The organism is Streptomyces rubellomurinus (assembly GCF_000961885.1).
Classification (GTDB): domain Bacteria; phylum Actinomycetota; class Actinomycetes; order Streptomycetales; family Streptomycetaceae; genus Kitasatospora; species Kitasatospora rubellomurina.
The window spans coordinates 24,600-40,476 of sequence record NZ_JZKH01000020.1 but is presented as its reverse complement, the minus strand read 5'-3'; the positions used below and the strand labels follow the sequence as shown (position 1 = coordinate 40,476).

Annotated in this window: 15 protein-coding genes; 9 read left to right on the top strand and 6 right to left on the bottom strand. The window is 74.5% G+C overall.

What is annotated here, in order from left to right:
• Positions 1-2: 2 nt before the first annotated feature.
• Complete coding sequence (locus tag VM95_RS12550) at positions 3-965, bottom strand: DUF6528 family protein (RefSeq protein WP_157882078.1); 963 nt, start codon at positions 963-965, stop codon at positions 3-5.
• A gap of 121 nt (positions 966-1,086) precedes the next feature.
• A complete protein-coding gene (locus tag VM95_RS12545; protein WP_045695537.1) occupies positions 1,087-1,572 on the bottom strand; it encodes a cysteine/serine endopeptidase inhibitor in 486 nt (161 codons plus the stop codon).
• A 297-nt stretch (positions 1,573-1,869) separates the two neighbouring features.
• Here VM95_RS12545 and VM95_RS12540 point away from each other — a divergent pair, with 297 nt between their 5' ends.
• The 3 genes from VM95_RS12540 (at position 1,870) to VM95_RS12530 (ending at position 3,257) form a co-directional block, all read left to right on the top strand.
• Complete coding sequence (locus VM95_RS12540) at positions 1,870-2,076, top strand: hypothetical protein (RefSeq protein WP_045695534.1); 207 nt, start codon at positions 1,870-1,872, stop codon at positions 2,074-2,076.
• 77 nt (positions 2,077-2,153) lie between these two features.
• A complete protein-coding gene (locus tag VM95_RS12535; RefSeq protein ID WP_045695532.1) occupies positions 2,154-2,807 on the top strand; it encodes a 4'-phosphopantetheinyl transferase family protein in 654 nt (217 codons plus the stop codon).
• Positions 2,808-2,873: 66 nt separating this feature from the next.
• On the top strand, positions 2,874-3,257 hold the full coding sequence (locus VM95_RS12530; RefSeq protein ID WP_045695666.1) for a barstar family protein: 384 nt from the start codon (positions 2,874-2,876) through the stop codon (positions 3,255-3,257).
• Positions 3,258-3,294: 37 nt separating this feature from the next.
• Here the strand turns inward: VM95_RS12530 and VM95_RS12525 are convergent, their stop codons facing one another.
• Complete coding sequence (locus VM95_RS12525) at positions 3,295-3,981, bottom strand: polysaccharide deacetylase family protein (protein WP_244178739.1); 687 nt, start codon at positions 3,979-3,981, stop codon at positions 3,295-3,297.
• 445 nt (positions 3,982-4,426) lie between these two features.
• On the opposite strand from VM95_RS12525, the gene VM95_RS12520 reads away from it, so the two are divergent.
• A complete protein-coding gene (locus VM95_RS12520; protein WP_045695526.1) occupies positions 4,427-5,998 on the top strand; it encodes a CehA/McbA family metallohydrolase in 1,572 nt (523 codons plus the stop codon).
• 181 nt (positions 5,999-6,179) lie between these two features.
• On the top strand, positions 6,180-6,677 hold the full coding sequence (locus VM95_RS41440) for a hypothetical protein (protein WP_045695523.1): 498 nt from the start codon (positions 6,180-6,182) through the stop codon (positions 6,675-6,677).
• 22 nt (positions 6,678-6,699) lie between these two features.
• Here the strand turns inward: VM95_RS41440 and VM95_RS12510 are convergent, their stop codons facing one another.
• Entirely contained in the window at positions 6,700-7,158 is a 459-nt protein-coding gene (locus VM95_RS12510; RefSeq protein ID WP_045695663.1) for a DinB family protein, read from the bottom strand.
• A 211-nt stretch (positions 7,159-7,369) separates the two neighbouring features.
• On the opposite strand from VM95_RS12510, the gene VM95_RS12505 reads away from it, so the two are divergent.
• Both VM95_RS12505 and VM95_RS12500 read left to right on the top strand, forming a co-directional pair.
• Positions 7,370-8,182, top strand: a complete 813-nt coding sequence (locus VM95_RS12505; protein ID WP_045695520.1) for a class I SAM-dependent methyltransferase — start codon at positions 7,370-7,372, stop codon at positions 8,180-8,182.
• Between the two features lie 236 nt (positions 8,183-8,418).
• Complete coding sequence (locus VM95_RS12500; RefSeq protein ID WP_425265298.1) at positions 8,419-9,660, top strand: polysaccharide deacetylase family protein; 1,242 nt, start codon at positions 8,419-8,421, stop codon at positions 9,658-9,660.
• 47 nt (positions 9,661-9,707) lie between these two features.
• On the opposite strand, the gene VM95_RS12495 is transcribed toward VM95_RS12500, so the two are convergent.
• Complete coding sequence (locus VM95_RS12495) at positions 9,708-11,720, bottom strand: transglycosylase domain-containing protein (RefSeq protein WP_244178738.1); 2,013 nt, start codon at positions 11,718-11,720, stop codon at positions 9,708-9,710.
• A 321-nt stretch (positions 11,721-12,041) separates the two neighbouring features.
• Between VM95_RS12495 and VM95_RS12490 the strand changes: the two genes are divergently transcribed.
• Positions 12,042-12,863 (top strand): DUF4389 domain-containing protein, encoded by an 822-nt coding sequence (locus VM95_RS12490; RefSeq protein WP_045695515.1) that lies wholly within the window; start codon positions 12,042-12,044, stop codon positions 12,861-12,863.
• Positions 12,864-12,901: 38 nt separating this feature from the next.
• On the opposite strand, the gene VM95_RS12485 is transcribed toward VM95_RS12490, so the two are convergent.
• Positions 12,902-14,200, bottom strand: a complete 1,299-nt coding sequence (locus VM95_RS12485) for an MFS transporter (protein WP_244178737.1) — start codon at positions 14,198-14,200, stop codon at positions 12,902-12,904.
• 247 nt (positions 14,201-14,447) lie between these two features.
• Between VM95_RS12485 and VM95_RS12480 the strand changes: the two genes are divergently transcribed.
• The gene (locus tag VM95_RS12480) at positions 14,448-15,827 is read left to right on the top strand and encodes a condensation domain-containing protein (RefSeq protein ID WP_045695513.1); all 1,380 of its coding nucleotides are present in this window, start codon (positions 14,448-14,450) and stop codon (positions 15,825-15,827) included.
• Positions 15,828-15,877: the final 50 nt, after the last annotated feature.

Sequence of the window (15,877 nt, the reverse complement as noted above, 5' to 3'; positions counted from 1 at the left end):
TGCTAAAGAGCACTCCACCACCTCGCCTTGTACAGCCGCGCGCCGCGCAGCACCCGTACGCCCTCGGGCCGGTGCAGGGTGATCACCGAGGTGCACCAGTCGCACGACCCCTGGTGATCGGGCGCGACGGTCAGCAGCCGGCCGGTGAAGGGCTCGTCGCCGATGCTCTTGACGTCCCGCTCGGCGGCCGGATCGGCCAGCCGGACGGGGGCGAAGGTGTCGGCGGCCGGGTCGTACCGGTACAGGTGCCGCAGGGTGCTCACCCAGAACCGGCCGGGTTCGGCAAGCACCGGCGCCAGGTCGTGCCCGCCCCGGTCCGGCAGCGGCACCCGGCGGACCGGGGTCAGGGCGGGCTCGGCCGGGGTGCCGCCGACCCGCAGTGCGACCAGCGCGTCCTCGCCGAGCGCCCAGAGCAGCCCGGTCCGCTCGTCCCACTGCACGCCGTGCGCGCCCGGCAGCGGGTGGTCGGCGTACCGGGCGGCGCGCGGGCCCTGCGAGGCCGCGTACAGCCGGACCCAGCCGCCGGTGCTCGCCGCGACCGCGACGTTGCCGTCCGGCAGCAGCTCGATGCTGTGCGGGTTGGCGGCGGCGCCGAGGTCCGCCGCCCAGCGGACCCGGCGGGTGGCGGTGTCGACGACGACGGCGAGGCCGCCGGAGGCGGTGGCGATCAGGTGCCGGCGGCCCTGCCGGACCCGGCTCTTGGCCTCGTCCGGGTCGGTCCAGCTCCGGGCCGGCCGCAGGTCGGCCAGCTCGGGCTCCCGGTCGGCGCTCCAGCTCCACCACACGGGCAGCCGGTCCGGCCCCTGGTAGGGCATCAGCTCCTCGGCGCTCTGCAGCACCAGCACCCGCCGGGAGCCCTGGTCGACGGCCGCGATGGCCCATCCGGGCGACTTCCCGGTGGCCTGCCCGCCGGGCGCGCACAGCAGCAACGCGGCCCCCACGGCCGCCAGGGCTCTTCCGTACACGCCCACCACGCTGCCGCCTCGGCACCTTCCGCGCACCACGGAGCGCCGCCGAACGGCCGGACGCCCGCCCGCCCCCGCGGCGCTGCGGGGGCGGGCGGGCGCCAGGCTCGTCGGCCCCGGGTCAGCCGAGGGTGTCGGCGGTGACCGGGGCGGAGAGCTCGACGGTCTTCCCGTTCACGCCGGTCCTGACGAACTGCCAGGTGAGCCCGCTGATGACGCCCTTGTCGAGCGGGGCGAGCCGGGCGAAGGCGGGCTTGCTGAGGTCGATGTGCGTGGCGTCGCAGGAGGGGCACTGGTCCTTGACCGGAACGGTGACGGTCTTGCCCTGGTACGTCACCTTGACCGAAATGCCCTGGCAGAGCGGGTCGTTGTTGGGGTTGGCGGAGGTCCACCAGCTGCGCGGAACGGCGACCAGCAGCTGACTGGAGGCGTTGATCTGGGTGCCGCAGGCGCCGTAGCCCGCGTCGGTGTAGTACGTCGCCTTGCCGGTCATCGGCTTGTTGATCGGGATGGCCGCGCTCGCGCTGCCTGCGGTCAGGGCGAGCAGGGCGGCGGCGGCGAGCGGTGCGCCCACGAGGATCCTGAGGTTCTTGCTGACGGCACGCATGGTTCCCCTCCGGTCGATCAGTCGAATGACGTGCTCATGACAGAGAGAGACGCCGATAGCGCACGGGGGTGCCACCGACCCCGGGCCGGCTCGATGCGCTATCGGACCAACCGAACGTAGGCAATCGATGCGGGCACGGTCCAGACCTCTGCCGTGTTGGCATGAACACAAGGGAGAGATCTTTACCAATGCCGCCGAAGAGGCGAAGATGCGTGACCGAATGGCCGCCAAGGGAGTTGAGGGCACGTCACCACCGGCACACCCGGCACCACCGCCCGCCCCCGGAGGCCCCGCCAGATGCGCACCGCACTCGCCGCCCTGCTCCTCGGCACCGTCCTGCTCCCGGCCGCCGCCGCTTCCGCCGCACCCGCCGCGGCCGCCGACGCCCGGCCCCGCGAGGTCAACCAGGGCTACAGCATCCCGGTCGGCGGCGTCACCGACCTCGGCGCGCTCCCCGTCCTGGGCAGCCTCGGCCTGGACTTCGCCCGGCTTCTCGGGCAGTAGCGGCAGCGGCGGTCCGTCTGGGGTTAGGCTCGTCCCGCGCGGCGACCCACCCGCGCGCGAGCCCGAGGGGGGAACGCATGATCGGGGACCTGCTGCCGGACGTCGTCGCGACCGAGGTGGCCTACGACGACCCGCCGGAGGCCCGGCTGGAACCCGCCGAGGAGGCCGTGGTCGCCCGGGCCGTGGACAAGCGCCGCCGCGAGTTCACCACCGTCCGGCACTGCGCCCGCGCCGCCCTCACCCGGATCGGCGTCCCGTACCAGCCGCTCGTCCCCGGTCTGCGCGGCACCCCGAGCTGGCCGGACGGCGTGGTCGGCAGCCTCACCCACTGCGACGGCTTCCGCGCCGCCGCCGTCGCCCGGGCCGGCGAGCTGGCCTCGATCGGCATCGACGCCGAGCCGGCGCTGCCGCTGCCCGAGGGCGTCCAGGAGGTGATCGCGCTGCCGGCCGAACAGCGCCGGCTCGCCGAACTGAGCGCCGCGCGGCCGGACGTCCCGTGGGACCGCATCCTGTTCAGCGCCAAGGAGGCCGTCTACAAGGCCTGGTTCCCGCTGACCCTGAAGTTCCTGGAGTTCAGCGAGGCCGAGCTGACCCTCGCCCCGGACGGCACCTTCACGGCCCGCCTGCTGGTCCCCGGCCCGGAGGTCGGCGGGCGGCGGCTGGACGGCTTCGACGGCCGCTGGGCGGTGCGCGACGGCCTGCTCGCCACTGCCATCGCCGTCACCCCGTAACGCCGCCCGCCACCCCTCCGCCGTTCAGGCGTTCGACGAACGGGCCGGCGGCATATGCTCGGTCCCGTGACGGTGACTTATGTGATCGACGGCAGCGGGATCGGCAGCCTGGAGGAGTTCTGGGACGCGGTCGGGCGGACGATCGGCGTGGACGGCTACTTCGGCCGCAACCTCGACTCCTTCGCCGACTGTCTGCGCGGCGGCTACGGCACGCCCGACGACGGCGACTGGGTCATCGAGTGGCGCGACCACGAGACCTCCCGGCGCAGGCTCGGCTACCCGGAGACCGTCCGCCAGCTGGAGCTGCGGCAGACCCGCTGCCACCCGGCCAACCGCGAGCAGGTCGCCGCCGACCTGGCCGCCGCCCGGGCCGGGAAGGGGCCGACCGTCTTCGACTGGCTGGTCCGGATCATCGAGGAGGAGCACCCGGGCGGCCTGCGCCTCGCATAGGCCCGGTCCGGCCGACCCCGCCGCTCGCGGCGGGAGCTCAGAGCACGTCCGACAGCCGGACGAACCGCCGCCCCGCCGCCAGCATCCCCGGCACCGCCGCCGCCACCCCGGGGGCGGTGCCGCCGCCCGGGTGGTTCAGGTGCCCGATCACGATCGCGCCGGCCGGGGCCGCCGCCACCTCCCGCCGCACCTCGGCGGCGCTCAGCGTGGCGCCGCCGTCCCCGTTGACGGAGAAGCCGACCACCCGCTCGCCCAGGTCGGCGACCACCTTGGTGGCCACGTCGTCGCAGTGCGCGGTGCCGGAGCGGAAGAGCCGGGGCGGGCGTCCGAGCAGCCCGGCGAGCTTCTGCGCGTTGCCCGCGACCTCGTCGTACACCTCGCCCACGTCGCGGGTGCCGGCGATGCCGTACGCGGAGCGGCCGGTGACCGAGAGCGGGCGGTGGACGGTGCCGTGGTTGCCGATCTCGAACAGCGGGTCGGCGGCGAGCTGGTCGAAGGCGTCCGGGTTGGCGTCGATCCAGCGGGCGTTCAGGAACAGGGTGGCCGGGACGGCGTGCGCGCGCAGGAAGTCGATCAGGGCGGCGTCGTAGCCGTTGCCGCCCGGGCCGCCGCAGGCGTCGAAGGTGAGCGCCGTCGCCCGCTGCCCGTCCGGCAGTTCGGTGATCACCCCGGGGACCTCCAGCCCCCAGTCGGCCGGGGCGGCGCCGCCGTAGCGCCGGACCACCTCCGCCCGGCTCGGCTCCTTCGGAGCGGAGGACGCGGACGGCGCGGACGGCGTTGCGGTGGGCGTCGCATCCGGCGTCGGTGTCGGCGTCAGCGCCGGCGTCGGCGCAGCGGGAGCGGTCGCGGACGGGCTCCCCGGAGCCGCCGCCGGCCCCGCCCTGCCCGAGGCCCGGCACCCGGCCAGCGCACCCCCGGCCACCGCCGCCAGCAGTGCCCGCCGACTCAGCCCCACACCCGCCTCCGCTCCACGCCCGGCTTCCCGTACCCACGAACCATGTACCGATGAATCGTCACACCCCGCAACTCCACTCCCCCGGCCCCCCGGCCCACCCCCGTCCGGCCCCCTTCACCGGCTCGCCCCGCCCCGGTGGGCCGCGCCTCACCGCCGGTTCACCCCCCGGGGTAGGTCCGCGAGCGACCCGCCCGCCGCCACCCCGGAGGCCCCGATGCCCACCGATCCCGCACCCGCACCCGCACCCGCGCCACGCCCCGACCGCCGGACCGTCCTGCGCGGCACCCTCGCCACCGGTGCCGCCACCGCTCTCTCGCTCGCCGCCACCACCGCGGCGGCCGCCGACGCCCCCGCCGACCGGACCTTCACCCTCACCGGCCATCTCCCCACCGGCGCCCCCGACTTCGTCTACCTCCCGGTCGAAGTCCCGGACGGCGTCCGGGAGATCGCCGTCTCCTACGGCTACGACAAGCCGCCCGTCCCGGCCGGCACCCCCGGCAACTCCTGCGACATCGGCATCTTCGACGAGCGCGGCACCGACCTCGGCAGCGACGGCTTCCGCGGCTGGTCCGGCGGCTTCCGCACCGAGTTCAGCGTGGCCCGCGACGCCGCGACCCCCGGCTACCTGCCCGGCCCGATCAACCCGGGGACCTGGCACATCGTGCTCGGCCCCTACCAGGTGGCCCCGCAGGGCCTGGACTATCGCGTCCAGGTCACCCTCCGGTTCGGCGAGCCCGGCCCGGAGTTCACCCCGCACTACCCGCCGGAGCGCGCCCGCGGCCGCGGCCGGGCCTGGTACCGCGGCGACTGCCACCTGCACACCGTGCACTCGGACGGCCGGCGGCTCCCGGCGGAGGTGGCCGCCGGGGCCCGCGAGGCCGGCCTGGACTTCATCGTCTCGACCGACCACAACACCAGTTCCTCGCACGCCGTCTGGGGCCCGCTGGCCGGCCCGGACCTGCTGATCCTGACCGGCGAGGAGGTCACCACCCGCAACGGCCACTGGCTCGCCCTCGGCCTGCCGGCCGGCGAGTTCGTCGACTGGCGCTACCGCTCCCGCGACGAGGAGTACCCGCGCTTCGTCCGCCAGGTCCACCGCTCCGGCGGCCTGGTGGTGCCCGCGCACCCGTACTGCCCGTACGTCGCCTGCCAGTGGAAGTTCGGCTACGAGCAGGCCGACGCCGTCGAGGTGTGGAACGGTCCCTGGACGTACGACGACGAGTCGGCCGTCGACACCTGGGACGCGCAGCTCGCCGTCGCCCTGCGGCACGGCCGGTCCTGGACGCCCGCGATGGGCAACAGCGACGCGCACAGCGCCCCGCAGGTGATCGGCTCCCCGCACAACGTGGTCCTCGCCGAGGACCTGACCCGGGACGCGCTGCTCGACGGGCTGCGCGCCGGGCGCAGCTGGCTCGCCGAGTCCGCGGCCGTCCGGCTGGACCTCACCGTCACCGGCCACGGCCGCCGGGCCGGCATCGGCGAGGAGCTGACCGTCCCCGCCGACGCCCCGCTGGACGTCCGGCTGACCGTCTCCGGGGTGCCGGGCGGCACCGTCCGCCTGCTCACCGACGAGGGGCAGATGCACCAGGAGCCGCTGGCCGCGGACGGCTCCGGCACGGTGGTGTGGCGCACCACCGCCTCGCTGGCCGCGTACGTCCGTGCCGAGGTGCGCCACCCGAGGGCGGACGGCACGCCGGGCCGGGGCAACGCGATGGGGCCGGACCTGCCGTGGGGCCCGATGGCGGCGCTCACCAACCCGGTGGTGCTGCGCGCCGAGGACCGCTGACCGGCGTCCCGGGGACGACTCGGGGCACCCGGTTGGACTAGGTTGATCCCCGAACGCCTCAGTCGTAGGGACGAGGCGGTCGGTTGTCCGTATCCGGGCGGACCGGCCGTCCCCCCGTGCTCCGACCGCCTCGCCCCGGCTCCCCGCCCCCCGTCCCCGGCCCGCGAAGGGATCAGCAGCTGTGAACCGTACGACCGTAGATGGGCCGGAACTCGGGGGCGGTCGGGGAGCCGGGGGCGTCCTCGTCCTCGTCGACCCGTCCGGGGACGGGCACAGCCCGGTCGCGGAGCTGCTGGCGGCGCGGCTGGACCCGAGCGTCCACCTGCGGACGGACGACTTCCTGAAGGTCATCCGGACCGGCCAGGTCCCGCCCCACCCGCCCGAGGCCCGCCGCCGCAGCGCCACTGCCCTCGCGGCCGCCGCCCAGGCCGCCTTCGCCTACGCGACCGGCGGCTACCAGGTCGTCGTCGAGGCCCCGGACGTCCCGCCCACCCTCGACACCTTCCGCCGCGAGAGCCGCACCACCGGCGCCGCCCTGCACTACGTCGTCCTGCGGCCCGCCGCCGCCGGCTCCCCGCTCGCCCGGCACAGCCTCGACGCCGCCGCCCTCACCCCGGACGCCACCGCCGACGCCGTCCTCACCGCGCTCGCCGACCGCACCCACCTGCTCGGCTGGTGACCGGCGCCGTCCGCGCGAGGGCCTACGCGCCCACCGTGCCGTCGATGCCCTCCCGCAGGAGGTCGGCGTGCCCGTTGTGGCGGGCGTAGTCGTGGATGAGGTGGAGCATGACCAGGCGCAGGGAGACGTCGGCGTTCCAGCGGGGCTGGTGGCCGATGACGTCGAGGGACGGCGCCTCGCGCTCGATCCGGCGCGCGTGCTCGACCTCGGCCTGCCAGGCGGCGAAGGCCGCGGACGGGCTGGCGTCGGTGAGGTCGAAGGCGGCCTGGTAGTCGCCGTCCTCGGACCAGACCAGCGGCAGGTCCTCGCCGTTGATGACCCGGCGGAACCAGGTGCGCTCCACTTCGGCCAGGTGCCGGACGAGGCCGAGCAGGGTGAGCGTGGACGGCGGGCTGGAGCGCCGGCGCAGCTGCTCGTCGGTCAGGCCCGCGCACTTCATGGCGAGCGTCGCGCGGTGGAAGTCCAGGAAGCCGCGCAGCATCTCGCGCTCGCCGCCGATCAGCGGCGGGACGGGGCGGTCGTCGGGAGTGTTCACGGAACCGGACGGTAGCGGACCGGGCCGCCCCGGCACGAAACCTTTTCCCCGCTCCACCAGATCGTCACGTTCCGTGTTCGAGCGGGTACAGGTTTGGGTACGTACCCCGGCGCGCCCGAGGGCCGGGCGCCGACCGACCACGGAGACCCGACGCCCCATGGACCACCACCACATCCCGCCGACCGTACGCCGCACCTACGGCACGGACGACCTGTCGGCAGCACCGTCGTTCGCCGGCGGCTTCATCAACTTCGGCGACTGGCGGGGGATCGACCTCACCGCACCCACCCAGGAGGACCGGGTGCACAGCCAGGAACAGCTGTACCGGCGGACGCTACGGGCCTTCCCCGAACCGCGCGAACAGCTCCGGCTGGCCGAGGTCGGCTGCGGGCGGGGCCTGGGCGCCGCCCTCGCGCTGCGCGAGTTCCGCTTCGCCTCCGTCACCGGGATCGACATCCACCCCGACCAGATCGAGCGCGCCCGCGCCGTCAACGCCCGCGCCCTCGCCACCTACCCGGACCGGCTCGCCTACACCCTCGGCTCGGCCGACGAACTCCCCTTCCCCGACGCCTCCCTGGACGGCGTCTACTCCGTCGAGGCCGCCCAGCACTTCCGCGAACTGTCCGGCTTCGCCCGGGAGGCCGCCCGGGTGCTGCGCCCCGGCGGCCGCCTGGTCGTCACCACCTTCTTCGCCGCCGCCGGCCCCGAGGTCGCCGAACGCCTCAAGATCCTCCTCGCCAGCTTCGCCGACGGCCTCGACGTCCCGCACTCCCTCGACGCCTTCACCGCCGATCTCGCCGCCGCCGGCTTCACCGCCGTCGACACCACCGCCATCGGCTCCGACGTCTGGCCCGGCTTCGACCGCTACCTCACCGACACCGTCCCGACCGCCCACTGGTCCCGCAACTTCCTCCCCGCCTGGCGCGACGGCCTCCTCGACTACCACCTCCTCACCGCCACCCGCGCCTGACCCCGCAACCCCCGCCCCCGCCCCCGCCGCACGGGAAGTCGGCCGGGTCGACTTCCCGTGCAACCTCATCCGTGGCCCACCGCATCAAACACTGTGTGTGGCACGGACGTTCGGTCATCGCGTCCCACTCGGGCCCATCTCGACACAAACCGGTCGAAAATGGTCTGATGATCACACTGTAGGGATCATCAAGGACCGGAGGGAACGTGCGGACTGCGCGAGGTGTGGCCGTTCTGTTGACCATAGGTGTCGTCGCGACCTGCACCGTGGCCACGGGGGACTCCGCCTCGCAGGAGAGACCGGCGGCCGCCGACCCCGCGCCCTCGGACGCCGCCACCGGGGCGGGCGCCACCCCGCCGCCCACCGCGGCGGCCCCGCTCCCCACGCCCACCCCCACGCCGACCTGGGACGGCCAGGTCAAGGTGCTCGGCGACGGCTCCACCTCCTTCACCGGCCCGCAGCCCAAGCAGGCCAAGCCCGAGAAGCTGAAACCCGGCGAGAAGCCGCCGCAGTTCGTGGTGTTCTCCTGGGACGGGGCCCTGGAGGGCGACGACCACCTGTTCTCGCGCTTCCGCAAGCTCGGCGTGGAGAACAACGCCCAGATGACGTTCTTCCTGAGCGGCCTCTACACCCTGCCCAAGTCCAAGGCCTCGCTCTACCACCCGCCGCAGCACAAGGTCGGCGACGCCGCCATCGACTACGCCACCGACGCCCACATCAAGGACACCCTGGAGCAGCTGCGCCTCGCCTGGCAGGACGGGAACGAGATCGGCACCCACTTCAACGGGCACTTCTGCAACGCCAAGGGCGGCGGCAACTGGAGCACCGAGGAGTGGAAGAGCGAGCTCGACCAGGCGGTCTCCTTCGTCACCAACTGGAAGACCAACACCGGCTTCAAGGACCTCCCGCCGCTGCCCTTCGACTACACCAAGGAGCTGGTCGGCGGCCGCGCGCCCTGCCTGGAGGGCCAGAAGGCGCTGCTCCCGGCCGAGAAGGCGACCGGCTTCCGGTACGACGCCAGCTCACCGGGCGAGTTCCAGGTGTGGCCGGCCAGGAAGGAGGGCATGTGGAACTTCCCGCTGCAGCTGCTGCCCTTCCCCGGGCGGGAGACCCAGGGCCTGTCGATGGACTTCAACTTCCTGGCCGGCCAGTCCGGGAGCAGCGTCAAGGGTGATCCGAAGAAGTACGCCGCCTGGGAGAAGGAGGCCCGGGACAGCTACCTGGCCGGCTTCGAGCGGGTCTACAACGGCAGCCGGGCCCCGCTGTTCATCGGGAACCACTTCGAGGACTGGAACGGCGGCATCTACATGCAGGCCGTCGAGGACGTGATGAAGAGCGTCTGCCGCCGCGACGGCGTCCGCTGCGTCTCCTTCCGGCAGGTCGCCGACTGGCTGGACGTCCAGGACCCGAAGGTCCTCGACAAGCTGCGCGCGCTGGACCCGGGGCAGCCGGCCGACTGGTCGCGCCTGGTCGACTGACGGGCGGTCGGCCGTGGGGCCCGGGCCCCGCGGCCGACCCGCGCGCCCTACCGCCGCCCGCCGGCCGCCGTCTTCATGTACGACGTCCAGATCCGGCCGGGCAGCGCGGAGTCCGAGGTCTCCGGGGCCGCGCCGCCCACCCCCTCCAGCGGGAGCAGCTTCATGTCCTTCAGGTCCGCCCGGAAGACCGTGACCGCCGTGGACTGCTGCCCGTCGTAGCCGACCATCCAGCCCGCCCGGCGGTCCGGCGTGGTGCCGGGCTTCGCGGCCAGGTCCGGGCCGGCCTCGGCCACCGAGCTTGCGCTCCCGGCGCGCACCGCGCCCTTGAGCGCCGCGTCCACGTCCGCGGCGACCCCGGGGGTCAGCGCCTGGACGGCGGTCGGCAGCCGCAGGTCGACCGGCGCGCCGTTGCGGGTGATCCTGAGCACCGAGTACGGGTCCGTGCGGCGGCCGCCCGCGGCGAAGGCGGTGTAGGCGTCGGCGGCCCGGATCGCGCTCGGCGTGGAGTTGCCGGTGCCGAAGGCCGGCACCAGTTCGCCCATGCTGGCGGGGGCCAGGCCGAGGTCCGCGGCGGTCCTGCGCACCTGGTCCAGGCCGACGTCCATGGCGAGCTGCATCATCGGCCCGTTGACGGACTGCTCGATTGCGCCGCGCAGGGAGATCCGGCCCCAGTCCCGCTTGCCCTCGTTGGCGGTCTTCACGATCTTCCCGTCCCGCCCCCAGTACGGCCCCTCCGGGGTCATCACGTTGACGCCGTTGTCGCCGTCGTAGGTGGTGGTGGGCTGGACCGGCGTCCGGTCGCCGCCGCGCCGGCGCTGGACGCCCTGGCCGAGCCCGGCGGCGTACACCAGCGGGGTGAAGGCCGAACCGAGCGGCACGGTCGAGGTGTTGGCGTTGTCGAAGCCCTGCTTGAGGTAGTCGGGGCCGCCGTAGAGCGCGACGATCCTGCCGTCGAGGGCGACGGAGGCGGCGCCGACCCGCAGCAGCTTGTCGGCCTCCCGGTGGTCGGGGTCGACCCCCTTGGTGGCGTCCTGCACCGCGGCGGCCAGGGCGGTGACCTTCGGCTTCTCGAAGGTGGTGAAGACCTGGTAGCCGCCGAGGTCGAACTGGGCCGCGGTGATGTCGCTGTGGCTCTCCACGTAGTTCCTGGCCATGTCCACCAGGTACCCGACCTGGCCGCTCAGCCCCGCCGACTTCGGCTGCGGCCCGGGCTCGGGGAACACCGTGTACGTGGCGCGCTCGGCGGCGGAGAGCCTGCCGGTCTTCACCATCCGGTCGAGGATCCAGGACCACCGGTCCTCGGCCCGCTCGCGGTTCTCCGGGCCCAGCGCCGGGTCGAACTGCCCGGCGCCCTTCAACAGGGCGGCCAGGAAGGCGCCTTCGCTCGGGTTGAGCTCCGAGACATCCTTGCCGTAGTACGCCGCCGCGGCCCGCTCGATGCCGTAGCTGCCGCGGCCGAACCAGCTGGTGTTCAGGTAGCCGGCCAGGATGTCCTGCTTGCTCATCCGCTCGTCGAGCTTCATCGCGATGACCATCTCGCTGAGCTTGCGCGACATGGTCTGCCGCTGGTTCAGGTAGATGTTCTTGACGTACTGCTGGGTGATGGTCGAGCCGCCCTGGGTGTCGCCGCCCACGGCCATCTGGTAGACGGCGCGGCCCATGCCGGAGAACGATATGCCCGGGTCCGAGTAGAAGGTCTCGTTCTCGGCGGCGAGCACCGCCCACTGCACCGGCTCCGGCACCTGGCCGAGCGGCACCTCCTGCCGGTTGACCTGGCCGACCCGCGCCATCTCGGTGCCGTCCGCCCAGAAGTACACGTTGTTCTGCTGGGTGGCGAAGGCGTTCAGGTCGTCCGGGACCTCGGTGGTCGCGTAGAACCAGGCCAGCCACCCCGTCAGCGCCGTCGCCCCGAGCCCGACCGCCAGGAGCAGCTGGCGCCAGGACGGGAGCCAGCGGCGAACCCCGCGCCGGCCTCTGCGCGGGTAGTCGATCCACCGCAGCGGGCGCCGGCGCCGGCGCTCCTTCTCGTCCTCGGCCCCGCCGCCTTGGTCGGCACGCACAGTCCGGTCTCCGTTCCGCTCGTGGGCAGACAATCCCCCTCGAACGGATAGATGCGATGGCACGGCGACCGGACAGCCCCGGGTTGGCGTGATCATTCTCACGGCCGGCCGGGGAACCCGGGCGACGCCGGATCGCAGGGGTGACGGGCCATCGGACGGGTGACCCGTCCGGCGCAGCACGGCGCGCGGGCCCGGCCCGGTGCTGCGATCTTCGGAGGGCACCCGGCCGCGCCCGACCACCGGCCGCCGGGCGTCGTCGTCCAGTCGTCGCGCCGTCGAGTCGTCGAGTCGTCGAGTCGTCCCCAGACCGTGGAGGCCCGGATGTGGCAGGCTCCCCCCGCCCCCGTCAGCCGTGAGTGGCTCCCGGTGCTGGACATGCCGGAGCCCGGCCCGCAGAACCGCTGGACGGTGCTGCTGCGCATGCTGCTGGTGATCCCCCAGGCCGTGGTGGTGTGGGTGCTGTCGGTGGTGGCGTTCTTCGTCACCGTCGTCGGCTGGTTCGGCGCCCTGCTGCTCGGCCGGCTGCCCGGCCTGGTGGCGGACTACCTGGGCGGGTACGTGCCGTACGAGACCAGGGTGACGGCGTACCTGATGCTCACCGTGGACCGCTACCCGCCGTTCCGCTTCGAGGCCCCCGAGTACCCGGTGCGGGTCGAGCTGCGGCCCGGGGAGCTGAACCGGCTGGCCGTCCTGTTCCGCATCGTCCTAGTGATCCCGGCCGCGATCGTGCAGGGCCTGCTGAACGCGGGGTGGTGGATGGTGGCGTTCGTCAGCTGGCTGGTGGTGCTGGTGCTCGGCCGGATGCCGCGGCCGCTGTTCGAGGCGACGGCGGCGATCCTGCGCTACCGGCTGCGCTTCACCGCCTACCTGGTGATGCTGTCCTCGGCCTACCCGAAGCGCCTGTTCGGCGAGGAGCCGGGCAGCGAGCCGCAGGGCCCGGCGTCGGCGACCCGTCCGCTGGTCCTGAGCGGCGCCGGGCGCGGCCTACTCGTCGTCTTCCTGCTGCTCGGCCTGGTCTCCTGGACGACGGGCTCGGTCACCGCGTCGGTGAACTCGGACGACGACAACGAGGACGACAACGGCTTCAACCCGGGCCAACACGTCATGGCGCCGCTGGTGCCGGGCCCGGCCGACCGCGCCTGAGCCCGCGCACCGGCGGCGCACCCCCTACCCCGCTCCCCCTACCCGGCGACCGGCACGCCGGCCGGCTGGGCGGCGGCCCGTCCGGCCGCCGCGTCCAGGGCGGCGAGCCGGCGGAGGCTGGCCCGGCGCTGGAGCAGCCCGAGGCCGCTCGCCGCGCCGCCGAGGGCCAGCCAGCCGACCGGGCCGGCGGCCATCACCACGCCCGTCAGCAGCAGCGGCCCGGCCGCCTTCTGCACCGACTGGGACATCCCGGCCACGCCCAGGTAGGAGGCGCCGGCCCCCGCCGGGGCGAGGCTGACGGCCAGCTCCCAGGAGGTCACCGAGCGCATCAGCTCGGCCAGGGTGACCAACGTCCCCGCGGCCAGCAGCGTGAGCGAGGCCGTCCAGGGCCCGGCGCCGGTGGCGAGCGCGATCAGCAGGCAGCTCGCGAGGACGGTGAAGCCGTACCAGCGGACCGCCCGGACGGCCCCGCGCGGGCCGTCCGCCCAGGCGGAGACGCGCAGTTGGAGCGCGACGACGAGCACCGTGTTGAGCACCAGGAAGACCGGGACGACGGCGTGCGGCGCCTGGGTGTGGTGGACCAGCCAGACCGGCAGGCCGACGTTGAGGACCGAGTCGTCCAGGCTCAGCGGCATGTCCATCAGCACGAACAGCAGGTAGCCGCGGTCGCGCCAGGGGCTGCGGCCCGCCCTGACCGGCTCCTCCTCGGCACCGGCCGGGGCCGCCACGACCAGGCCGCGCCCGGCCGGCTCCCGGGTGCGCCGCACGAGTTCGGCGGCGAGCACGTACGAGAGCGCGTTGCCGAGGATCAGCACCTGGTAGGCGGTGGTGGTGCCGAACGCGAGGCCGATCGCCGCGATCCCGGCGCCGAGCCCGTAGCCGGCGTTGGCGATGCTGCGGAACAGCGCCTGGTAGGTGCCGCGCTGCTCGCCCGCGACGCGGGTGGCGAACAGCATCTCCAGGGTCTTGGCGGAGCGCTCGGCGAGGCAGGTGACGGCGACCACGAGCAGCAGGGCGACGAAGTCGTGGACGACCAGCATCAGGCCCATCGTGCCCAGGCGCAGCAGGTGGCTGGCGATGAGCAGGCCGCGCACCGGGAAGCGCTCGGCGGCCCGCCCGGCCAGCGGCGATCCGGCGATCCCGGCCACCGCCGCCACGCCGAGCAGCAGGCCGAGCTGCTTCTCGTCGAGCCCGCAGACGAAGGTGAAGTAGAGCACCGAGGCCGCCGCCCAGACGCCGGTGCCGGTCCGGTCGACACCCTGCGCGAACAGCATCATGCGCGCGTCCCGCCCGCCCGGCGGCCTCCTCAGCTGTGCGATCAGCCCGTTGTCCCGCATGGCCGTTCCCCCTGCTTGCTCTTCCGGCTTGTTCCTCGAACGTCAATCTCGACGTCAAGATACTTCATGTCGAGAGACTTACGGAACCCCCGATTTCGCCCCCGCTTTCACCCCTCGACTCCCGCGCCGCCGGTGCGCCACACTCTCCGCAGCACCACGCGCCGCAACTCCCGCAGCACCCGCGCTCCCCACGCACCGGCACGACGCATCAACACCCCACCGCCACCGCCGCATTGGAGAGCCACCGGTGACGAACCGCCAACTGCTGGAGATCCCCTTCTCGTCCGGCCGCGCCGGATCCGGCCCGGCCACCTGGGGCCAACGGGCCTTCTGGGACACCGTCCGCCGCCTCGACCCGGCCGACGCGCCGCGCTACAACCTCGCCACCGCCGCGCCGCTCGACCCCGGGCTGCCGCTGCCCGTCCTGCTCGACGCCCTCGGCCGGCTCCTCCACCTGCACGACTCGCTGCACACCCGGCTGCTGCCCACCCGACTTCCGGCCACCGCCGAAGCTGACCTTCCGCTGCGCCAAGTCGTCGACCCGGCCGGGGCGTTGACCCTGGAGGTGGAGCACTGCCCGGCGGGCGCCGACCCGGCCGGGGCCGGCGAGCGGCTGCACCGGGAGCTCGCGGCCCGCACCTTCGACACCGCCACCGAGTGGCCGATCCGGGTCGGCGTGGTGGAGAGCGGCGGGCTGGCCCGGCACATCACCCTGGTGCTCTCCCACACGGCGGTCGACGGCGCGGGGCTGAACCGCCTGGTCGCCGACCTCACCGCGCTCTGCCTGGGCACCCCGGCCGCCGAGCTCGCCGCGGGCCGCAGCCCGGCCCGGCAGCCGCTGGAGGAGGCCGGGTTCCAGGCCTCGGAGCGGGGCCGGAAGCGGGACGCCGCCGCCCGTGCGCAGTTCCTGCGCAAGCTCCGCTCCGGCCCCGCCCGGCTCTTCCCCGGGGCCGAGCACGCGACGGGCGCCGCCGAGCCGTTCCCGAACGCCGTGCTGCGCTCCCCCGCCCTGCCCGGCGCCGTCGAACGGGTCGCCGCCGCGCACCGGGCCAGCTCCTCCTCGGTGCTGCTGGCGGCGACGGCCGCGCTGACGGCCCGCGCGGCCGGCACGCCCGACGCGGTGCTGAGCGTCGTGGTCAACAACCGCTTCCTGCCCGACCTGGCCGACGCGGTGAGCGCCGTCGCGGGCCAGGCGCTGCTCCACCTCCCGGACGCCACCGCCGAGTTCGGCGATCTGGTGCGCCGCACCCACGCCGCCGCGCTCGGCGCCTACCGGCACGCCTACTACGACGGGCTCGCGCTCGCCGCCGAGATCGAACGGCTGACGGCCGAAGGCGTCCCGCTCGCCGACCGGTCCTGCGTCTTCAACGACATCCGCACCGTGCTCCCGGCAGACGGCCCGGACCCGGAGGGCGAGCCGGCGGGCGGGCCGACCACCCTCACCTGGCCGGTCGAGTTCGAGCCGCGCCCCGGCCTCAGCTACGCCCTGGACGTGCGGCACTCCGCCGCGGCGCTGAGCCTCGCGATGACGGCCGACCCGGCCGTGCTCCCGCGCCCGGAGATGGCCCGGTTCCTGTACGGCGTCGAGGAGTTGATCCTCGCCGAGGACCGCCGCCGGAACGCCTGAACGACGGACGGCCCGGCCGCCCGCGCGCTCGGGGAGCACGCGCGGGCGGC

Excerpts from the sequence above, each read along its gene's own strand:
- VM95_RS12545 (WP_045695537.1), bottom strand. The coding sequence starts at position 1,572 with ATGCGTGCCGTCAGCAAGAACCTCAGGATCCTCGTGGGCGCACCGCTC.
- VM95_RS12540 (WP_045695534.1), top strand. The coding sequence starts at position 1,870 with ATGCGCACCGCACTCGCCGCCCTGCTCCTCGGCACCGTCCTGCTCCCG.
- VM95_RS12535 (WP_045695532.1), top strand. The coding sequence starts at position 2,154 with ATGATCGGGGACCTGCTGCCGGACGTCGTCGCGACCGAGGTGGCCTAC.
- VM95_RS12520 (WP_045695526.1), top strand. The coding sequence starts at position 4,427 with ATGCCCACCGATCCCGCACCCGCACCCGCACCCGCGCCACGCCCCGAC.
- VM95_RS12510 (WP_045695663.1), bottom strand. The coding sequence starts at position 7,158 with ATGCTGCGCGGCTTCCTGGACTTCCACCGCGCGACGCTCGCCATGAAG.
- VM95_RS12505 (WP_045695520.1), top strand. The coding sequence starts at position 7,370 with ATGGACCACCACCACATCCCGCCGACCGTACGCCGCACCTACGGCACG.
- VM95_RS12490 (WP_045695515.1), top strand. The coding sequence starts at position 12,042 with ATGTGGCAGGCTCCCCCCGCCCCCGTCAGCCGTGAGTGGCTCCCGGTG.
- VM95_RS12485 (WP_244178737.1), bottom strand. The coding sequence starts at position 14,200 with ATGCGGGACAACGGGCTGATCGCACAGCTGAGGAGGCCGCCGGGCGGG.